We start from the raw sequence: 20,855 nt of genomic DNA, 5'->3' as shown, positions 1-20,855 counted from the left end.
GCCGAGGATTCCACCCCGGCAGCTCTACCGTGAAACACGTCTTAGTTGTTGAGGGCAGTCCGGAACCGATCATCACGGTAGAACAGATGGACGCCGATCCGCGCGGTCTTGGTGAAGCTTTTGCTCCAGCGCGGGCGTACCGCCGTGGTGTGATAGTAGGTGGCGCCATCCGTAATCCCTGTGGTCGCCCCGTCCATCACCAGACGCGCCACTTTTGAGACCCGCTCAAAGGCGGTTTTCTCGCGGATCACTTCCTTGTGGCCGTCGCAGGTGTAGGTGAACTGGCACTGATACTTGCGCCCGGTCCCCTGGTTGATCACGCCGCACAGGCTATCGGGGAACTGCGAGGATTTCACGCGGTTCATGATCACCTCGGCAACGGCGAACTGGCCCTTCACGGTCTCACCGCGCGCCTCGAAATACAGCGCCTCGGCAAGACATGCGAAATTGTCGCCACCTTTGGCGACGGGAACAGTGTCCAGCCAGGCCTTTGTAAATTTAACTTCGGTCGGCTTGGCCTTCTTGCCAGAGCGGTTGAAGTTGAAAAAATTGTTCAAACGCCCGGTCGGTACGGCGTTCAGGGTGGATTGCTCACGCTTGAACAACGCGTCCAAACCGGAATCCGCATATACATCTTTGGCCGCTGCCAAGGCGGCAGCAAACACAGCAGCTACTGTCAGAATCTTCATCAGGGTATCCCCACTAGAAAGGTCGCGCACGGCCATCCCAACGTCACGCGATCGCACCTCCTAGTGGAAATCCCTCCAAACGTCCAGCGACGGGACAGCGCACCCCTCAGCCCGCTGGGTCGGCGTCAATCCGCCCGGATATCTCCCCCTTGGGAAAGTCCCTTGTTTTTCTTAGGATTTTAAGGATTCGGGTGGAGATTTTCCGGTTTGGCTGGAAATCGCCAATTGCGCCGCAGCAAGCCGCGCGACAGGAACCCGGAACGGGGAACAGGAGACGTAATCGAACCCTGCTTCGCGACAAAACGCAATCGATTCGGGGTTGCCGCCGTGCTCGCCACAGATCGACAGCGTGATATCCGGGTTTTCCGCCCGTCCCCGTTGCACCCCCAGTTTCAACAGCTCGCCCACACCATCGGTGTCCAACACGTGGAACGGATCCTCGGGAAAGACCCCCTGATTGACATAGGCTGACATGAACCGCCCGGCGTCGTCGCGCGACAGGCCATAGGTCATCTGTGTCAGATCATTGGTTCCAAAGCTCAAAAACGCCGTATGCGGTGATATCTCACCGGCCCGCAGCGCCGCCCGTGGCGTCTCCACCATAACGCCCAGACGATAGGTGAAATCCTCACCGCGTTCGGCCTTCACCGCCAGAGCGACGGCATCAATGCGCGCCTTGACCAGCTCCACCTCACGCTTGGCAGACACCAGCGGGATCATGATCTCCGGCACCACCGGCTCACCTTCCTTGGACGCATCAAGCGTCGCCTCAAAGATAGCCCGTGCCTGCATGTCGTAGATTTCCGGCACCGTGACCCCCAGCCGTACGCCGCGCAGGCCGAGCATGGGGTTGTATTCCTCCATCTCTTCAACCCGCCGGGTCACATCACTCACCGGGATACCCAGCGCCTCAGACAACTCACGCTGCCCCGATTTGGAGGTCGGCAGGAATTCATGCAGCGGCGGGTCAAACAACCGGATACAGACCGGCAACCCTTCCATGATGCGAAACAGCGCAAAGAAATCCTCCCGCTGCATCGGCAACAACCGCGCCAGTACCGCCGCACGACCCTCCGAGGTCTCGGCAAAGATCATCTCCCGCATCACCGTCAACCGGCCGGGATCAAAGAACATATGCTCGGTGCGGCAAAGTCCGATCCCCTGCGCATTGAACTTGCGCGCGGTTTCGGCATCTTCCGGCGTATCCGCATTGGCGCGGATGCCGATGTCACGCACCTCATCGGCCCAGGTCAACAATGTCTGGAAGGCGCCGTCTTCAGCCGCCTCCAGCATCTCCGGCTGTCCGGCCAGAACTTCGCCGCTGCTGCCATCAATCGTAATTGTGTCGCCACGCGTGAACACACGCCCATCCGTCGCAATCAACTGCTTGCGTTTGCTGTGAAATTTCAGATTGGACGCCCCGACGATACAGGGCAGGCCCAGCCCACGACCGATCACCGCCGCATGGCTCGTGATGCCACCCCGTTCTGTCAGCACCCCAACCGCAGCATGCATGCCACGCACATCCTCGGGCGAAGTCTCACGCCGCACCAGAATACACGGCTCACCCCGCGCCGCACTGGCCTGTGCCTCCGCCGCCGTAAACACCAATCGCCCGGTGGCCGCACCGGGACTGGCCGCAATGCCCCGCCCAATCACATCGCGGGTCGCATCCGGGGCCACCTGCCGATGCAGCAGCTCGGTCAGGATATGGGCGTCCACCCGCATGATCGCTTCCTCGCGCGGGATGATACCATCCTCCGCAAGAGCCACCGCAATCCGCACGGCAGCCTGCGCCGATCGGGTGACGCGCACCCCGTCAAGGATATGCACCGCCCCGCTGACGATTACAAATTCCAGCTGCATCTCTTCGCGCAGCCGTTGGCGCATCAGCCGGGCATGGGATTTCAGATCGGCAAAGGCTTCCGGCGCGGAGTCTTCCAGCGACGGCCCGCGTGGATCCCGCTCCAGATATAGCGCCTCTGCCCCCGCCCCCAGCGCATCGCGCCCTTGACTCTGGCTCAGGTACCGCCCGGTGATCTGCGGTTGCCCAGTCTTGGTATTGACCAGCTGCAACACGCCCGAGCCGCATTCGCCCTGACCAAAACCGGGCACCATTTCCTGCACCACCAGTCCCAGCCCCGCATCCGCAGGCGCGCCCTTGGCCTGCCGCAACAGCCGGGCCGAGGTGCCTTCCCAAGCCCGCGCCATCGAACGCAGCACCGCCGCCAGCTGCTCCGCCGGGTCCTGCGGAAACGGCTCGTCGGTCTCGGCTTCATAGGCGTGCAAGACTTCGCTCAGCGCATCCGGGCCACCGTCTTCGACATCGTCAAACACATCCGGGTCCAATCGCGCCACATGCACCGCATAGGACTGTACAAACCGCAGATAGAGCGCCGCCGCCCCATCGCGCCCCAGACTGTCGCACAGGTCAACGTAGCGCGCGTCATTCATGCCGATGTTCAGGATCGCGCCGGGACCACCCCAATCCGGGTCCTGTGACGAAGGCCGCACGCAGAGCAGCGCATCAGCCGGAAACGCCTCAACAATAGAAGCCATATCGGGCATCTCGCCCTGCGCGATCCCATGCACCGCCTGAAACGACAACGCCACGGTGCGCGGCACCGGCAGATCCAGTCGCACCAAACGCTGCAGACATTTCGCCCGTCCACCATGGGTGTGGTTGGCAATCGGCGCCACCGGCGTGATCAGCACGGAATCCGGCGTCTCATCGTGGGTGGGGCCTCCCATGTCTTGATCATATTTCTGCACTGCGGCACCTTTCCTTTGCTATGCAGCATAGCCCTGTCGCCCATTCCCGCAAGGAAAAGCACGTGGCCCAAAAGGAGAAAACCGGGACGACCCTGAGATCGCCCCGGTTTCCATATGTTTTGCTGTCACGGACCGCGCGGCTAAGTCGCGCCCCGTGGGGGAGATCAGCCCTCGATCCGGGTCAGATCGGCGACCTGACCGCAGACTTTGCGGATCTGGCTCAGCAGGTTCAGACGGTTGCGGCGCACCACTTCATTGTCGGAATTGACCTGAACCGCCTCGAAAAACGCATCCACGGGGACGCGCAATGCGGCCATGCTGCCCATGGCAGCCGCGAAATCTTCGGCCTCGATGGCCGAAGAAATCGCCCCCTCGCTCTGCGCCAGCGCGTCGAACAGGGCAATCTCGCTGTCATCCTCGGCGAATTTCTTGTCCGCCCCATAGGAATACTCGACGCCATCCTTCTCCTCGGCCTGCGCCAGAATGTTGTTGGCGCGTTTGAAGCCCTGCAACAGGTTGGGGCCGTCGTCAGACGCCATAAAGTCCTCCAGCGCACGGGCGCGTTTGACCAGCAGCGTGAGGTCATCGTTGCCCTCCATCGCGATGCAGGCGTCGATCACGTCATGACGGATGCCCTGATCACGCAGGAAGACCTTGAGGCGGTCGTGGAAGAAGGACAGAAGATCAGACGACACATCCGGCAGCTGCTTCTTCAGCTGCTCGATATGTTTGGGCAGATCCCCGTCGAAGGCATCCAGCACCGTTCGCACAGCAGAACCAAAGACACCGTGATCGGCGATCTCGTTTAGCATGTCCTGCATCAACCCGGTGGCAACCGGGTCACCACCGTTCTGGGCCATTTCATGGCGCAGCAAATGGGCATCAATTGCCCCGTCCAGCCGCATCCGCACATCATTGTGCAGCACCAGGCGGATCACCCCCAGCGCAGCGCGGCGCAGGGCAAAGGGGTCTTTGGAGCCGGTGGGTTTTTCATCAATCGCCCAGAACCCAGTCAGCGTGTCCAGCTTGTCCGCCAGCGCCACGGCAACGGACACCGGCTCTGTCGGCACGTCATCCGACGGGCCAAGCGGCGAATAATGCGCTTCGCAGGCGTTGGCGACGTCCTGCGGCAGGCCAGCCGCCTCCGCGTAGTAGCGCCCCATAAGGCCCTGCAACTCGGGGAATTCATAGACCATCTCAGAACTGAGGTCGGCCTTGGCAACCCGTGCGGCCTGCTCTGCCAGATCGGCATCGGCGCCGACAACCGGCGCAATCTCGCGGGCCAGCGCGGCAATGCGGTCAATCCGCGCCGCCTGCGTGCCCAGCTTGTTGTGGAAGGTCACATTGCCTAGCTTCGCCACCCAGGGCTCAAACCCCTGCTCGGTCACCGTGCGCAGATCATTCTCCCAGAAGAACTTCGCGTCCGCCAGCCGTGCCGACAGAACTTTTTGGTTGCCCGCCAGAATGGTCGCACCATTGTCGGCGGTCTCGCGGTTGGCGACGGTGATGAATTTCTCAATCCGCCCGGTCTTGGGATTGCGCACCGAGAAGAACTTCTGATGTTCCTTCATCGAGGTCTGCAAAACCTCCGGTGGCAGCGCCAGGAATTCATCGTCAATGGCGCCCATCAGCACCACCGGCCATTCCACCAGTCCAGCGACCTCGGCCAGAAGACCCTTGTCCTCAACCACCTCCAGCCCGCTGGCAAAGGCCTGATTGGTGGCCTCCTGCCAGATTGACGCTTCCCGCTCGGCCGGGTCCAGCACCACATGGGCGCGCTTCAGCTTGGCGGCATAATCGTCGAACCCGGTGACGGTGATCTGATCCGGCGCCATGAAACGGTGGCCGTAGGTGATGTTGCCCGAGGCAATACCGTCGATATTCAGCGGCACAACCTCGGCGCCGTCTTCCTTTGACAGGAGACAGACGATTGACTGCAAAGGACGCACCCAGCGCAAACTGCCAGTGCCCCAGCGCATGGACTTTGACCAGGGGAAGTTACGGATGGTGTCTTCCAGCAACTCGGCAATGATCTCTGCCGCTGGACGGCCCGGCTTTTCGATCAGCGCGAAATAGACCGCGCCCTTGGGTGTTTCGCGCTCTTCCAGCTGATCACGGGTCAGGCCCGCCCCGCGCAGGAAGCCTTCGATCGCCTTGTCCGGCGCGCCCACTTTCGGCCCCTTGCGTTCTTCGCGCACGGTTGGGGAATGCTCCAGCAGTCCTTCCATGGCCAGCGTCAGACGACGCGGCGTCGACAGCGCATGCGCGCCCGCATAGGTCAGACCTGCCTCAACCAGACCATCGGTCATACGCTTTTTCAGATCCTCAGCCGCACGCGCTTGCATACGGGCCGGGATTTCTTCGGAAAAGAGTTCAATCAGCAGATCGGGCATCGGGTGTCCTCAGAAATTCACAATCGCCTGGATGACGATGGCATTGGCGATATCAACAAAGAAGGCGGATACAAGGGGGAGCACAACAAAAGCAATAGGCGACGGCCCATAGCGTTTGGTCACAGCCGTCATATTGGCAATGGCCGTTGGGGTAGCGCCCAGCGCAAAGCCGCCAAAACCGGCGGCCAGCACAGCGGCGCGATAGCCCCGCCCCAAGAGCGGAAACAGCACGAATAGGACGAAGGCGACAGTGAACACGGTCTGGGCCAGCATAATGACGGCAATGGCCAGGCCCAGGCTGGAGAGTGTCCACAACTGCAGGCTCATCAGCGACATGGCAAGGAAGGCCCCGAGTGAGAACTCGGATATCAGCGCCAGCGCAGGCGTGCGCGCCACCGAGGCGGCATTCGGCATCAGAACCGTGCGCAGATTGGCCAGCACGATGCCCGCGATCAGGCAGGGCACAAACAGCGGCAGCTTCAGCCCGGCGGCGTCCAGCGCAAAGGAGGAGAAGTAGCCGATGATAATGGCAATGTTCAGATGCAGCATCACCCGCATCAGGGACAGATGATCAATCGCAGGAACATCTTCGGCATCATGGGCCAGACCTACGGTCGGCTCCTCATCCGGGCGCGCCGGGGTCAGCCCGTGACGGTTGATCAGGAACCGCGCAACCGGCCCGCCAACCAAGGCCGCCAGCACCAGCCCCAACGTGGCCACCGCTACGCCCAGTTCTGCGGCGCCAGTCAAACCGGTTTGCGCCGCCACATCCGGCGCCCAGGCAATCGCAGTACCATGGCCACCAATCAGCGCGGCGGACCCGAACAGCACCGAGACCTGTAGCGGGTAGCCAAATAGCAACGCGCCAGCTGCGCCAATCACATTCTGCGCCAGGATCGCAAGAAAGGTCAGGATCAACAGCAGCACCAGCGGGCGACCACCGGCCACCAGATCCGCCAATCGGGCATTCAAACCAATGCCCGCAAAGAACAGCACCAACAGATAGTCACGCGTCGCCATTTCAAACGTAATAGCCCAACCACCGACGCTATAGATGATCATCACGACCACAGCCGCCAATAGCCCGCCGCTGACGGGTTCGGGAATATTGAACCGGCGCAGGACAGGGACACGTTCATTAAGCCGCGCCCCAAGCAGGTAAACAGCAAATCCCAACGTCAGCGAGATAAAGTCCGGTATGTTGATCTGCGCATCCATATCGGGTGAGGATCAGCCTTTCACAGCGGGTCGTCTGGTGGGCATCAGCATATGCGGGCTGACAGAACCGTCGTGTCAGAAAAGACCACACACGTCCGTCACGCGGTCTTTCCTATTTATCTCAGTTATTTTCGCCAGCCTCGGGCCGGGGTGGGCATTCCTCGCCCACGACCGTGCCGTCATAGGCTTTCTGGCCGCAATCATTCAGCTCGTGCCAGACATACCCGCGCCCGGTGTCGGTCACCGCCACGATCCGGTCTACGCCGTAGGAGATATTCTTGACCGACAGGAAGCTTTCAGCGCGGCCCTCTGCCAGAGCCTGACCAATCGCTTCGGCATCAAAACAGTCAAACCAGCCCGGCGCATTGCGCGGCTCCTTTTGATCCGACAGCACAAACAATTGCGCCAGCTCTTCGGGCTTCAGATCGGTTGCGAAACAGGCGCGATAGCGAATGGGAGAACTCTCCGCGTCGATCGCCTCGAACCCGCTGTAACGGATCGGCAACGGCTCCCCGTCCCCAAGCGGCATCAACAGGACATCGCGGCCCGGCTGCAGCTCGACGTCCTCGTAAAAACCGTAGACCTGAAGGTAATACATCGCCGCCCCGGCCAGGAGACCGGAGAGGATCAGGATCAGCGAAAGGAACTTGCCCATATCCGTGGACTCCTACTGAAAGCGCGGCGCAGCTTACGCTACGTAGCCGCCGGCTTCGGTCTGCACAAAGGCGTCGGCACATTGCTTGGCCAGCGCCCTCACACGACCGATATAGGCCTGTCGCTCGGTGACCGAAATCACGCCGCGCGCATCGAGCAGGTTGAACACATGGCTGGCCTTGATGCATTGGTCATACGCCGGATGCGCCATGATGATGCGTTTGCCGGTCTTGGGGTCGATATGCTCCTGCGCCAGAATGGCAGCGCATTCGGCCTCGGCCTCCTCGAAATGACGCAGCAGAACCTCGGTATTGGCCACGTCAAAGTTCCAGCGGGCGTATTCTTCTTCGGTCTGTTTGAACACATCGCCATAGCTCAGCGGGATCAGCGCGTCCGGGTCGTTGAACGGCATGTCCATCACGTGATCAACGCCCAGAATATACATCGCCAGACGTTCCAGACCATAGGTCAGCTCGCCCGATACCGGGTGACAATCGTGACCGCCGACCTGCTGGAAATAGGTGAACTGGCTGACTTCCATCCCGTCGCACCAGACCTCCCAGCCCAGCCCCCAAGCGCCAAGCGTCGGGCTTTCCCAATCGTCCTCGACAAAACGGATGTCGTGCATGTCCATATCGACACCGATCGCTTCCAGCGATCCGAGATACAGCTCCTGCAGGTTCGGCGGCGAGGGTTTGATCAACACCTGATACTGGTAGTAGTGCTGCAACCGGTTGGGGTTTTCGCCATAGCGGCCATCGGTCGGACGGCGCGAGGGCTGCACATAGGCCGCGGCCCAGGCCTTGGACCCCAGCGAGCGCAGCGTGGTCGCGGGGTGGAAGGTGCCGGCGCCGACTTCCATGTCATACGGCTGCATCACCGCACAGCCCTTGGCGGCCCAGTAATTCTGGAGCCTCAGAATAATCTCTTGGAATGAGCGCGGGGCGCCTTTGGTGTCGGTCATGTTTCTTCCCTATGGGGGCAGCAAATCCGGGGTTCTTCCTATGCAAGCCCCGGCCTAGGGTCAACGGCGCATCGCGGCACAGGTCCGTCCAACCACCTCGAAGCGCGCCCACAGGCCCACTTCCCCCGTCAGACACCCGCCAAGCCGACGTCAAAGCCCGGATCTGGCATCAAGCGCGTTGTTTTCCCCCTGCGAACAGGAGTTCCCTTCGCGCCACGAAAGTGGTTATGTGCGCGCCAACAACAGATCACCCGGATAGAGGCCATTTGATGAAGACTTTGATAGCTACGCTGGCGCTTGCCCTGATGACGTTGGCATCCGCCTTTTCGGGCGTTGCTCATGCCCAGCAATCCTCGCAGGACACCGTCTGGATCCAGGTCGCAGCGCGCGCCTCATTGCGCGAAGCTCAGGCCGAGGCGCAGGAGTTTGCAGCACGTCTGCCCGATGTCTCCGGTTTCGCACTCGGCGGTGGCTGGTACGGTATCGTACTTGGCCCCTATGCGCGCACCGACGCGGATCGGGTGCTGCAGGTCTATCGCTCAGAACGTCAGATCCCGCGCGATAGTTTCATCGCCTTTGGCCGCAACCTCGGCAATCAGTTTTACCCGACAGCGGCCGGCGCAAATACCGAACCGCAGCCAACCGCCGAAAGCCCGGTTCTGGAACCCATCGACCCCGCAGTGGTGACCGAAGCGCCGGCAGAACCCGTGCAAACCACCCTGCCCGATGAAACCCCGGCAGAGGCACGCCGCAGCGAATCCCGCCTCACCCGCGAGGAACGCAAAGATCTTCAGACCGCGTTGAAGGCGGCCGGGTTCTATACCTCCACCATCGACGGGGCCTTTGGTCGTGGCACCCGCGGCTCCATGTCGGACTGGCAGTCGGCCCGCAGCTACGCCCCTACCGGTGTGCTGACCACTGCCCAGCGCCAGGCGCTGATGGATGAATACAACGCTCCGCTGATCTCGGTGGGTATGGAGCCGCTTACTGACACAAAGGCCGGGATCGCGCTGAAAATCCCCGCCGGTGAGGTCACCTTTGACCGCTATGAATCGCCCTTCGCCCTGTTCAAGAGCAGCGGCGACCTCGGCGCGCAGGTGCTCCTGATCAGCCAGCCCGGCGACAAACGCACGCTCTATGGTCTTTATGACATCATGCAGACGCTGAAGATCGTACCGCTGGACGGCCCGCGCCAGCGCAGCGGCAACAGCTTCACCCTTGAAGGGCGCGGCAATGGCATCGTCTCTTACACCGAGGCCCGACTTGCTAACGGGGAAATCAAAGGCTTCACTCTGGTCTGGCCTATGGGCGACGATGACCGCCGCGCCCGTGTGCTGGCGGAAATGCAGACGAGCTTTGAGCGTATCGATGGCGTGCTTGACCCGGCTGCCGGCGCGGATGCGCCGCAGAATGTCGATCTGGTCTCCGGTCTCGACGTGCGTAAACCGCGGCTTTCGCGCTCGGGCTTCTATGTCGATGCCAAAGGCAGCGTCGTCACCACCTCCGACGTGGTTGCTGGCTGCGCCCGTGTCACGCTGGATCACGAATATCAGGCCGAGGTTGCCTTCAATGACAGCGCCGCCGGGATTGCCGTGTTGCGCCCGGTTGAGCCCCTCGCGCCGATGGCCGTTGCCAATCTCGCCAGCGCCTCTGCCCGCCTCCAGTCCGATATCGCCGTGTCCGGTTTTTCCTATGAGGGTGTTTTGGGTGCCCCCAGCCTCAGCTGGGGCAGCTTGCAGGATGTGAAAGACCTGACCGGCAACGCAGGTGTCTCGCGCCTGCAACTGACCAGCCAGCCCGGCGATGCAGGCGGTCCGGTGCTGACCACTGATGGCGCCGTTCAGGGCATGTTGCTGAGCCAGAGTAAAAGCGCCACCCAGCTGCCCGAAGGCGTCAGCTTCGCCGCCAACGCCGAGAGCCTACGCAGCGCTCTCAGCAGCGCAGGAGTGACCCCCAAAGACGCCAGCGCCGGGGCAACAGCCCTGCCCGTCGGCGCCCTCACCCGTCAGGCCAGCGGCATGACCGTACTGGTCAGCTGTTGGGAGTGATCAGTCGCTGCCAAGCCACTCCAAAAAACAGCAAAGGCCGGAGCATCCGCTCCGGCCTTCTTCGTATCTCCAGATGCATCCGCGCAGTGGTTCGCGCGGTGCCGTTCAATAGACATGGGTCAATAGGCGTGGATACGCCCGTCCCAAGTGTGAAAACACCCGGTGGTTTCTGTGCTCAGCACATCAAATTCATGCATCAAGCCAGCAACGGATTCCTGCACCGAAATATCACCTTCATCGCCCCCCATATCGGTGCGGACCCAACCCGGATGATAGATCCCGACTGCAATCCCCTCCGGCAGCAGATCGGTGGCCAGATTGCGCCCGATATTCAGCGCCGCCGCCTTAGAGGCGCGATAGGCATAGCTGCCACCTGGCGCACGGGCGTGGCTCGCCATCTGCGAGGAAATGATTGCGATCTTCGGGTCTGCTGCCAGCCGCAGGTTCGGCAGCAGCGCCTGCACCGTCAGAAAGACACCGGTGACATTTGCGGCCAGCGTCTTGCCCCAGACTTCAGCAGAGTAATCCTCCAGCGCCATCGATTTATCAAGATAGACCCCGGCATTGCAGACCAGAAGGTCCACCGGACGCCCCTTCAGCTGCGCGGCAAACCGCGCCTGTTGACCAGGGTCGGTCACATCCAGTCGCACACCAGAGGAATGATCCCGCGAGGTGCCCGTAACCTCGTGTCCGTCCCCCCGCAGCTTGGCCACCAATTCACGGCCAATGCCCCGGCTGGTTCCTGTCACGACGACATGCATAAACGGTCTTCCTTCAATTGGTTTTTCTATTGGGCAGGAAGGGCAACGGCAGCACCGGCACCCCCTCTTCGATCAGCGCCTTGGCCTCTTCCGGCTTGGCCTCACCGTGGATCGCCCGCTCCGGCGTATCGCCCAAATGCATGGCGCGCGCCTCACTGGCAAAATCCTTACCGACATAATCTGAATTGCTCTCGACCTTGCGCCGCAGTTCAGCGACCGCCGCCTCCAACTCTCCCGATGGGGTGCTCAGCGCGCCTGCTCCCGGCGCCACCGCAGCCGCTTGGTGCGACGCCGCAGAGGTGGCTGGCGCATGCGGTGACGTTTTGGCAGAGGCCGTTCCGCGTGGCTCGGCCTCCCCGACCGGGGACACTGCCTTGCGACCAGGGCGCACCCGAGGGGCCATGATCGCCTTTTCAACCTGACTGGAGCCGCACTGCGCACAGGACACCATCCCCGCCGCTGCCAACTTGTCAAAAGCGGCAGCCGACTGGAACCAGCTGTCAAAACGATGCCCTTCGGCGCATTTCAGAGCGTATTGTATCATCACCATCACTCTTATCAGGAGGGGATGATTAAATCTTCAATCCCCTGAAGTGCAAGGGCAGAAGCGCCCGCGCCACAGTTCACGTCACATCGGTGCCTCTGGTCCGGGCCGCGATCAGAATCTAACGCGGGGCCAGCAACCTGTCCTGAAGGCGCGCAACCAAGACCTCATGCGGCTGATCCGCCGCAACGGCAAGTCGGCGCAGCCCGAAATGCACCCGCGCCATTTCCTGATAGTAGCCCGCATAGACAAAATTGGTCGTGGCCCCCGCCACCGCACCCAGCACCGGTACGGCCTGTGCCGCCAGTTTCTGGCCCAGAACCACACTGAGCCGGGGCGCCACCTGGGCAATCAGCTTTTGAACCGCGCCGCCGGTCAGACCCAGCCGCAGCGACAGAAACCCCAGGTCTGCACCGTCATCCGCCGCCAGTGGTCCTGCCGCTGCAAACACACGGATACAGTCAAAGCGCACGCCATCTGCTTCGGGGTCGAAACCTTCTTCGGCGGCCACCCCCTGAATGCTGCGCAACAGGAAGGCGGTTGTTGCCGGCAGCTCAACCAGCGCACCCGGCAAACCGCCCATGCCCCCCGCAGCGCCCATCGCAGCGCTCACCGCGCGGTTGACACCCGAAGGTTGATCCGGAACCATCCGCCGTGATCCGCTGGCCCCTTGCATCGCCAATTGCAACGCCTGCTCGGTGGCCCCGTCCAACCGGCTCCGCACCGGGGCGGGCAGTTTGTCCAAAAGCCCGTCGACAGAGCCGCCAAGGAGGTTCAGGATCTGGATCCCAAGCCCACCGGCCGCGCGATAGCGTTCAGCCAACGCCGTGAGCTCCGCCTCCACGGCGGCAGCATCCAGTGATCTGGTCAGGGCCGTATCAGGGGTCAGGATCTCACTCATAGCGCACCTCTTGTTGCAGAAAATGTTTGTATTCCCGCCCCGTATTTCAAGATCGCAACGGTCCGATCCCAAAATCGCGCCCCACAGATCAGGATGTCAGCCCGGCGTCTGCGTCCCGCTCCAGCGCAGCACCTGACCGCGTACGTCCGTCCAGCCCTCAGACACCAGTTCCAGCCCCAGCACACGATCCGGGTTGGTCGGCGGCGGCATGTCGACCCCGCACAGCGGAGTGAAGCCGAAGCGAACATAATAGGGCGCATCCCCGACCAGCAAGGCCCGGCTCCAACCGCGCTCTGCCGCCTTAGCAAGACTGTCGCGGATCAGCGCACCGCCCAGCCCTTCGCCCTGATGGGTCGGGTGGACTGCCACCGGCCCCAGGAGCAGCGCAGGCCATCCCGCCTTGCCGATCCGCACCGGCCAAAATCGGATCGCACCGGCCAGAATACCGTCCGTATCCCGCGCCACCTGGCTTAGCCCGCTGACCGGCGGCACATCTTCGCGCAGCCGATAGGACGACAGCGCCTCGCGACCCGGCGCAAAACACAGATCATATAGCGCCTCGACCTCCCAGCGGTCTTCGGGCTGCTCTGCCTTCAATTCAATCACGCGCCGCCTCCACGCCCGTCACCGTCCCTGCTGGCACTGATCATAACTGTCGCACCTGCGGGCTTTGTCCCACAGCGCGCGGCAATCTCTCCCGGCAGGCTGGTCATCGGCCTAACACGGGCGTAAGCCTTGGGCAAACCCCGGCGACCGGATCAGCGAGCAAAACCAGCGCGCTACCGCCTCCGCCACGACATTGGAGACCCGCAGATGTTCTACCGCCCCGAAGATGGCCATGGCCTGCCGCACAACCCGTTCAACGCCATTGTGACCCCGCGCCCCATTGGCTGGATCTCGTCGCGCGGGGCAGACGGCAGCAACAACCTCGCACCCTATTCCTTTTTCAACGCGGTCGCCTATGAACCGCCGCAGGTGATGTTTGCCTCCACCTCCGCCAAGGCGGACCGCGACGGCACCAAGGACAGCGTCGCCAATATCGAGGAAACCGGCGTGTTCTGCGTCAACGTGGTGTCTTATGCGCTGCGTGATGCGATGAACGCCAGCTCCGCACCGCTGCCAAAGGATATCAATGAGTTCGAACATGCCGGGCTTGAGATGTCCCCCTGCGAAACCATCAACTGTGGCCGTGTCGCCGCCGCGCCCGCCGCGCTGGAATGCAAACTGACCCAGATCGTCACCCTGCCGGGGGCCGCCAACAAGGTGGTGTTCGGCGAGGTGGTCGGCGTCCATCTGGATGATAACTGCCTGAACGACGGCACGTTTGATGTCACCCGGTTCCAACCACTGGCGCGCCTGGGCTACCGCGACTACTCTGTGGTGCGGGACCTGTTTTCTCTCACCCGCCCGGATGAATGAGGCCCCGATATGCCGCTACCTGACCCAAAGAAACGCCATCCGATCACCCTGCCCGATGGCAGCGCCCACGCCGGCACGGTAATGCTGGCCGAGGCGATTGATCACCCAAACTTCACCATCGGCGCCTTCACCTATGCCTCCGCCTTTGAGCCGCCATCGGACTGGGCCAGCCGACTGACTCCCTACCTCTTTGCCGGATCGCGCGAGCGGGTGGTGATCGGCAGGTTCTGCCAGATCGCCGAGGGCGTGCGCATCATTACCGCCTCTGCCAATCACGCTCAGGACGGGCTCAGTTGCTACCCTTTTCCGGTGTTCGATCAGACGCAGATCACGGGATTTCAACCCGATACCCGCGACACGGTGATCGGGAATGATGTCTGGATCGGCTATGGCGCGATGATCCTGCCGGGGGCGCGCATCGGGGATGGCGCCATCATCGGTGCCGGTGCGGTGGTGCGCGGGTCGATCCCGCCCTATGCCATCGTGACCGGCAACCCCGGCACCGTCCACAGCTACCGTTTCACCAAACCGCAGATCGCCCGTCTCCTTGGCCTGAAATGGTGGGACTGGCCCGCCGACCTGATCTCCCGCGCTGAACCTGCGCTCTTGTCAGGTGACCTCGACATGCTGGAGACGCTGGCACCGGACTAACCAAGCTTTGCCCGAGAGCACAGTTCAATCACCGCAAAACGACAAAACCCGCGACGCCCATGGTGCCGCGGGTTTCTTCTTTCAGATGCTCTGGGACAGCTTAGTGGCCGCCCAGGATCCCGGTCTTGACCGAGTAATCCACCGCCAGCGCATAGTCAGGGTCATCGTCGCTGTCGACCATCAGATGCCCGGCCTTGGTCAGCAGCTGATGGCAATCGCGGCTGAGATGCCGCAGCACCAGCGCCTTGCCCTCGGCCTCATACTTGCCTGCCAGCGCCTCGATCGCCTGTAGCGCCGACTGGTCCACCACCCGGCTGCGGGCAAAGTCCACGATCACATGATCCGGGTCACCTGCCACATCGAACAGCTCGATGAATCCATCGGTGGAGCCAAAGAACAGCGGCCCTTCGATCTCATAAACCTTGGCGCCCTTATCGCTCTCGGATTCGCGGGTATAGGCATGAATGCGGCGCGCGTTGTTCCAGGCATAGGCCAGCGCCGAGACGATCACGCCCACAACCACCGCAATCGCAAGGTCGGTCATCACCGTCACCACGGTCACCAGCACGATGACAAAGGCATCCATCAGCGGCACTTTGGTCATCACCTTGAAGCTGTTCCAGGCAAAGGTTCCAATCACCACCATGAACATCACGCCCACCAGCGCCGCCAGCGGGATCTGCTCAATCAAGGGCGAGGCCACCACGATAAACGCCAGCAGAAACAGCGCCGCGGCAATGCCGGCAATCCGCGTCCGGCCACCGGATTTCACGTTGATCATCGACTGGCCGATCATCGCACAGCCACCCATGCCGCCGAAAAAGCCGGTCACCACATTCGACGCACCCTGCGCAATACATTCCTGGCTGGCACCGCCGCGCTTGCCGGTGATCTCGCCCACCAGATTCAGCGTCAGCAGGCTCTCAATCAGGCCAATCGCCGCTAGGATCACCGCATAAGGCAGGATGATCCACAGCGTCTCCAGCGTGAAGGGTGCGAGCGCGGTGCCATAGAGCCCCTCACCCGTGCCAAACGGATTGTGGAAGGAGGGGAACCCGCCCTTGATCGAGGCCATATCGCCAACGGTCGGGACATTGATTCCAAAGGCAATCACCAGCGCCGCCACGATGCCAATCCCTGCAAGTGGTGCAGGAATGATCGCGGTAATCTTGGGCGTGCCCCAGATGATCAACATGGTCAGCCCCACCAGCCCCAGCATCATGATCAGCTGCGATCCCGCCAGCCAGGCCTCGGTATTGTCCGGATCCTTGAACTGCGTGAGCTGCGCCAGGAAAATCACGATTGCCAGACCATTCACAAAACCCAGCATCACCGGATGCGGCACCAGACGGATGAACTTGCCCCAATGCATGACGCCCGCGATGATCTGCAGGATCCCCATCAGCACCACCGTGGCAAAGAGGTATTCCACCCCGTGCTGCGCCACCAGCGCCACCATCACCACCGCCAGCGCCCCCGTCGCACCGGAGATCATTCCAGGCCGGCCGCCAAACACAGCCGTGATCAGCCCCACCATAAAGGCCGCATAAAGCCCGACCAGCGGATGTACCCCCGCGACAAAGGCAAAGGCCACCGCCTCAGGCACCAGCGCCAGCGCCACGGTCAGGCCGGACAGCAGTTCGGTGCGCACCCGAGAGACGGTAAAGCCCTCATCCTGCATAATGGAGAGATTGGGCGGTGAAATCTGCTTGGCGAGCGTCGCCATAATGCCGCGTGTCATGGGGTCACCTGTGATCGGGAAAGGGTATCGTTAGCGCCGCCCCTAGCGGAATTCCGCCATTGGGGCAAGGGCGCGGCCCTCCCCGACCTATTCACAGCCCAATTGGTCACCCCTCCTGCCTGTCATTTTTTACCCGCGCCAGTGTCTGACCTGCCTGTCATCTTTCCTTAAATACTCTCGCCGAAGGCCTTGATGCCGCCCGTCGGGCGGTATCAATCACATTATCCGGATGCCGCCCATCAGGGCGATATCAATCAAACCATCCCTGGCGCTTGTCAAATCAGGCCCTCCTAAGGCAGAACCGAATGAGCAGCATCAGGGGACAGATCACGTGACACAGGAAACAATGATTGCGATCATCGGCGGCAGCGGCCTTTATGACATCGACGGGCTGCAAAACGCCGAATGGGTCACGGTGGAAACGCCCTGGGGGGCGCCCTCCGATCAGATCCTGACCGGGACCCTTGATGGCGTGAAGATGGCATTTCTGCCCCGCCACGGACGCGGCCATGTGCATTCCCCGACCGAAGTCCCCTATCGTGCCAATATCGACGCGCTGAAACGGCTTGGGGTGACGGATGTGTTCTCGATCTCCGCCTGTGGCTCCTTCCGCGAGGAGATGGCGCCGGGGGATTTTGTTATTGTCGATCAGTTCATCGACCGCACATTCGCGCGCGAGAAGAGCTTTTTCGGCACCGGCTGCGTCGCCCATGTCAGCGTGGCCCATCCCACCTGCGAGCGGTTGTCCGATGCGGCAGAGACCGCAGCGCGGGACGCGGGCATCAATGTGCATCGCGGCGGCACCTATCTGTGTATGGAAGGGCCGCAGTTTTCCTCCATGGCGGAAAGCAAAATGTACCGCAGCTGGGGCTGTGACGTGATCGGCATGACCAATATGCCAGAGGCGAAACTCGCCCGCGAGGCCGAGCTTTGCTATGCCTCCATCGCCATGGTGACCGATTTCGACAGCTGGCATCCGGATCACGGCGCCGTGGAGATCACCGAAATCATCGCCACGCTGACCGGCAATTCGCAGAACGGTCGCGCGTTGGTGCAGCGCCTGCCTGCGCTGCTGGGCCAGACCCGCGCGGCCTGCCCACATGGCTGCGATCGTGCTCTGGAACATGCCATCATGACCGCCCCGGAAAAACGCAGCGCCGCCTTATTGGCCAAACTGGATGCCGTCGCAGGTCGCGTTCTGGGCTAGGCTCACCGCGATGGGGCCGCGCGGCTGGTTCCGAAAGGTCACAGCCACGCCCCGTAACCCTACCACCTGCGCCCCACACTTGCCTGCATCACCAGCATCGGCGACATATTCTAGGTCCCGCTGCCCGCACCGGCCGCCGGTGACACAGATAGACACCCAGACGACCACAAGAGGGGACACCCCATGGCCCGCAAGACCGCTGTCAAAGACTACATCCGCACCATCGTGGATTTCCCCCATGAGGGCATCATGTTCCGCGATGTCACCACGCTGTTTGCCGATCCGCGCGGGTTTCGCATGGCCATCGACCAGATGTTACACCCCTATGCGGGCGAGCAGATCGACAAGGTTGTGGGGCTTGAGGCGCGCGGCTTCATCCTTGGTGGGGCCATTGCCCATCAGTTGAGTGTCGGCTTCGTGCCGATCCGCAAAAAGGGCAAGCTGCCCGGAACCACCATCAGCCAAGAGTACAAACTGGAATACGGCGAGGCGATCATGGAAATCCATGACGACGCAATCCAGCCCGGAGAGAAGGTTCTGGTGGTCGATGACCTTCTGGCCACCGGCGGCACCGCGGCAGCGGGCATCAAGCTGATCGAGCGACTGGGCGGTGAGATCGTCTCCTGTGCCTTCATCATCGACCTGCCGGAGCTTGGCGGTCGCAAGGTTCTCGAAGATCTGGGCATGGATGTCACCGTGCTCTGCGAGTTCGAGGGCGCCTGAGCCCCTGCAATTAGGGCTGGATCACCTCCTTATGATCGAAAGATCGCCCCTTTCAATCACATAAATGTGAGTGGAACTTTTACAGGCGCGCGGCTTAGGCGGCGCGCTTTTTTTGTCAACTTGCGCCCGGCGAAAACCCGCCAGATCCAAACCGCAATCCTCGCCGTAACCCCATCAATGCCAGCTTGGGCATACAATCAAAACAGAGGAATGTACTCATGATCCGCAAGACACTTCTGACCGCTGCCGCCACTCTCGCTTTGACCACCTCCGCCTTTGCGGGTGGCCATGCCAAGGATATTGTCGACACTGCTGCGGGGGCTGGAGATTTCTCGACACTGGTTGCTGCCGTGCAGGCCGCTGGTCTGGTTGACACCCTCAAAGGCGACGGCCCCTTTACCGTCTTTGCCCCGACCGATGCCGCCTTTGCCGCCCTGCCCGCAGGCACTGTCGAGGAGCTGCTGAAGCCTGAAAACAAGGACAAGCTGATCGAAATCCTGACCTATCACGTGGTCCCTGGCAAAGTAATGTCCGGTGATCTGGTTGACGACATGAAGGCCGCGACCGTGCAGGGTAGCGAAATCACCATTGATCTGGACAGCGGCGTGATGGTTGACGAGGCAACGGTCACAACCGCTGATATCGAGGCTGAAAACGGCGTGATCCACGTCATCGACACCGTTATCATGCCCTAAGTTTCAGGCGGGTGGTCAGCGAAGCGGTTCGCGCAGCTACCCATCCCTGCGTGGCGCGCCCGTTCCTGCGGTCTTTTTCCTTTCGGACCATGGGTAGGGGTTGTGGCCACGGTCGGCAGCGACGGCCCGAGATACCGCTGCCGACAAAATCTGCGGCGATTGACACCCCTGCCGTCTCTCTCCCCTCCTGGACGGGGTGAAAACCGTTGCAGCGTGTCGGCGCGTCTCATAGCGTGCCGACATGTCTACATCCGCAATCCTCGACAGCCGTTATTCCTGGACCAGGCTTCTGATCACACTGGCCATTGCCACAGTGGCCAATGTTGGCATGTGGGCGGTGATTGTGGTGATGCCTGCGGTCGAGGTCGAATTCGGCGCGGATCGCGCCTCAGCCTCCCTCCCCTATACGTTGACGATGATCGGCTTTGCTGTTGGCAATCTGGTGATTGGCCGTCTGGTAGACCGGTTTGGCATCACGCTGGCGCTCTGCGCAGCGGCACTGCTCAGCGCGATCAGCTACGGATTGGCGATGCTCGCCCGCGACATGATCTGGCTGTCGGCAGCACATTTGTTTCTGGGGCTGGGCACGGCAGCCGGGTTTGGGCCTTTGATCGCCGATATCTCGCATTGGTTCCAGCGGCGGCGCGGCATTGCGGTGGCGCTGGTCGCCAGCGGCAATTACCTCTCCGGTGCGATCTGGCCCACAGCACTTGCCGATATGCTGGCCGAGAGCGGCTGGCGCAGTGTCTATGCGACACTGGCTGTCGTCACACTTCTGGTGGTGGTTCCCCTCTCCCTGGTGCTGCGGCGGCGGATCGCATTCGACGCGCAGGGCGACAGCGCGGCGGCTTCGGCCAGTAATGCTGCCCGGGTGGGGCTCTCCCCGCGACAATTGCAGTGGATATTGGGGCTTGCGGGCATTGGCTGCTGCGTCGCCATGTCAATGCCACAGGTTCATATCGTCGCCTATTGCGTTGGCCTCGGCTATGGCCCCACGGTCGGTGCCGAGATGCTGTCGCTGATGCTGCTGGGCGGCGTGGTCAGCCGGGTCATTTCGGGGCTGGTCGCGGATCGGTTCGGCGGGGTACGCACGCTGCTGGTGGGGTCCATCCTGCAATGTATCGCGCTGTTTCTATACCTGCCCTATGACGGCATGGTCTCGCTCTATCTGGTCAGCGCCATCTTTGGCCTGGCGCAGGGCGGGATCGTCCCCAGCTATGCGCTGGTGGTGCGGGAATTCATGCCCCCGCAGGAAGCCGGAACGCGCGTGGGTTTCGTGATGATGATGACCATCCTCGGCATGGCGCTGGGGGGATGGATGTCCGGTTGGATCTACGATGTCAGCGGGTCCTATCAGCTCGCCTTTGTGAACGGCATTTTCTGGAACGGGCTGAATATCGCGATCATGGTACTGCTGTTGATGCGCAGCCGACCGGCGCGACCCCGGATGCAACCGGCCTAACGACGGTAGCGCC

Annotated in this window: 18 protein-coding genes; 7 read left to right on the top strand and 11 right to left on the bottom strand. The window is 61.9% G+C overall.

Annotated elements, in window-relative coordinates; translation table 11 throughout:
• Positions 1-41: 41 nt before the first annotated feature.
• The 6 genes from J4721_RS18650 to J4721_RS18625 all read right to left on the bottom strand — a co-directional run bounded on the left by J4721_RS18650 (position 42) and on the right by J4721_RS18625 (position 8,690).
• Entirely contained in the window at positions 42-725 is a 684-nt protein-coding gene (locus J4721_RS18650; RefSeq protein ID WP_014873748.1) for a cell wall hydrolase, read from the bottom strand.
• Positions 726-860: 135 nt separating this feature from the next.
• Positions 861-3,440: a putative PEP-binding protein gene (locus J4721_RS18645; protein WP_211003417.1), complete on the bottom strand. Its 2,580-nt coding sequence runs from the start codon at positions 3,438-3,440 to the stop codon at positions 861-863.
• 185 nt (positions 3,441-3,625) lie between these two features.
• Positions 3,626-5,854, bottom strand: a complete 2,229-nt coding sequence (glyS, locus tag J4721_RS18640) for a glycine--tRNA ligase subunit beta (RefSeq protein ID WP_211003416.1) — start codon at positions 5,852-5,854, stop codon at positions 3,626-3,628.
• Between the two features lie 9 nt (positions 5,855-5,863).
• Complete coding sequence (gene gltS, locus J4721_RS18635; RefSeq protein ID WP_211003415.1) at positions 5,864-7,072, bottom strand: sodium/glutamate symporter; 1,209 nt, start codon at positions 7,070-7,072, stop codon at positions 5,864-5,866.
• A 121-nt stretch (positions 7,073-7,193) separates the two neighbouring features.
• Positions 7,194-7,727: a DUF6446 family protein gene (locus tag J4721_RS18630; protein WP_014879282.1), complete on the bottom strand. Its 534-nt coding sequence runs from the start codon at positions 7,725-7,727 to the stop codon at positions 7,194-7,196.
• Between the two features lie 33 nt (positions 7,728-7,760).
• On the bottom strand, positions 7,761-8,690 hold the full coding sequence (locus J4721_RS18625; protein WP_211003414.1) for a glycine--tRNA ligase subunit alpha: 930 nt from the start codon (positions 8,688-8,690) through the stop codon (positions 7,761-7,763).
• 269 nt (positions 8,691-8,959) lie between these two features.
• Here J4721_RS18625 and J4721_RS18620 point away from each other — a divergent pair, with 269 nt between their 5' ends.
• The gene (locus J4721_RS18620) at positions 8,960-10,738 is read left to right on the top strand and encodes a serine protease (RefSeq protein WP_211003413.1); all 1,779 of its coding nucleotides are present in this window, start codon (positions 8,960-8,962) and stop codon (positions 10,736-10,738) included.
• A gap of 119 nt (positions 10,739-10,857) precedes the next feature.
• Here the strand turns inward: J4721_RS18620 and J4721_RS18615 are convergent, their stop codons facing one another.
• The 4 genes from J4721_RS18615 to J4721_RS18600 all read right to left on the bottom strand — a co-directional run bounded on the left by J4721_RS18615 (position 10,858) and on the right by J4721_RS18600 (position 13,550).
• Complete coding sequence (locus J4721_RS18615; RefSeq protein ID WP_014873741.1) at positions 10,858-11,499, bottom strand: SDR family oxidoreductase; 642 nt, start codon at positions 11,497-11,499, stop codon at positions 10,858-10,860.
• Between the two features lie 13 nt (positions 11,500-11,512).
• Complete coding sequence (locus J4721_RS18610; RefSeq protein ID WP_014873740.1) at positions 11,513-12,043, bottom strand: DUF1178 family protein; 531 nt, start codon at positions 12,041-12,043, stop codon at positions 11,513-11,515.
• 121 nt (positions 12,044-12,164) lie between these two features.
• Positions 12,165-12,944 carry an EcsC family protein gene (locus tag J4721_RS18605; RefSeq protein ID WP_211003412.1) on the bottom strand — a complete coding sequence of 260 codons (780 nt, stop codon included), beginning with the start codon at positions 12,942-12,944 and terminating at the stop codon, positions 12,165-12,167.
• 96 nt (positions 12,945-13,040) lie between these two features.
• On the bottom strand, positions 13,041-13,550 hold the full coding sequence (locus tag J4721_RS18600; protein ID WP_211003411.1) for a GNAT family N-acetyltransferase: 510 nt from the start codon (positions 13,548-13,550) through the stop codon (positions 13,041-13,043).
• A gap of 207 nt (positions 13,551-13,757) precedes the next feature.
• On the opposite strand from J4721_RS18600, the gene J4721_RS18595 reads away from it, so the two are divergent.
• Both J4721_RS18595 and J4721_RS18590 read left to right on the top strand, forming a co-directional pair.
• Complete coding sequence (locus J4721_RS18595) at positions 13,758-14,363, top strand: flavin reductase family protein (RefSeq protein ID WP_014873737.1); 606 nt, start codon at positions 13,758-13,760, stop codon at positions 14,361-14,363.
• Between the two features lie 9 nt (positions 14,364-14,372).
• Positions 14,373-15,014, top strand: a complete 642-nt coding sequence (locus tag J4721_RS18590; RefSeq protein ID WP_211003410.1) for a CatB-related O-acetyltransferase — start codon at positions 14,373-14,375, stop codon at positions 15,012-15,014.
• Between the two features lie 100 nt (positions 15,015-15,114).
• Here the strand turns inward: J4721_RS18590 and J4721_RS18585 are convergent, their stop codons facing one another.
• The gene (locus tag J4721_RS18585; protein ID WP_014873735.1) at positions 15,115-16,755 is read right to left on the bottom strand and encodes a SulP family inorganic anion transporter; all 1,641 of its coding nucleotides are present in this window, start codon (positions 16,753-16,755) and stop codon (positions 15,115-15,117) included.
• Between the two features lie 331 nt (positions 16,756-17,086).
• Between J4721_RS18585 and J4721_RS18580 the strand changes: the two genes are divergently transcribed.
• The 4 genes from J4721_RS18580 (at position 17,087) to J4721_RS18565 (ending at position 20,842) form a co-directional block, all read left to right on the top strand.
• Positions 17,087-17,962 (top strand): S-methyl-5'-thioadenosine phosphorylase, encoded by an 876-nt coding sequence (locus J4721_RS18580; RefSeq protein WP_371816091.1) that lies wholly within the window; start codon positions 17,087-17,089, stop codon positions 17,960-17,962.
• 183 nt (positions 17,963-18,145) lie between these two features.
• The gene (locus J4721_RS18575) at positions 18,146-18,685 is read left to right on the top strand and encodes an adenine phosphoribosyltransferase (protein ID WP_008563170.1); all 540 of its coding nucleotides are present in this window, start codon (positions 18,146-18,148) and stop codon (positions 18,683-18,685) included.
• A gap of 218 nt (positions 18,686-18,903) precedes the next feature.
• Positions 18,904-19,380: a fasciclin domain-containing protein gene (locus J4721_RS18570; protein WP_014879271.1), complete on the top strand. Its 477-nt coding sequence runs from the start codon at positions 18,904-18,906 to the stop codon at positions 19,378-19,380.
• A gap of 241 nt (positions 19,381-19,621) precedes the next feature.
• Positions 19,622-20,842: a CynX/NimT family MFS transporter gene (locus J4721_RS18565; RefSeq protein WP_211003409.1), complete on the top strand. Its 1,221-nt coding sequence runs from the start codon at positions 19,622-19,624 to the stop codon at positions 20,840-20,842.
• Positions 20,843-20,855: the final 13 nt, after the last annotated feature.

Source organism: Phaeobacter sp. HS011, from assembly GCF_018101215.1.
GTDB classification, from domain to species: domain Bacteria; phylum Pseudomonadota; class Alphaproteobacteria; order Rhodobacterales; family Rhodobacteraceae; genus Phaeobacter; species Phaeobacter inhibens.
This window is presented reverse-complemented; position numbering and strand designations above follow the sequence as displayed.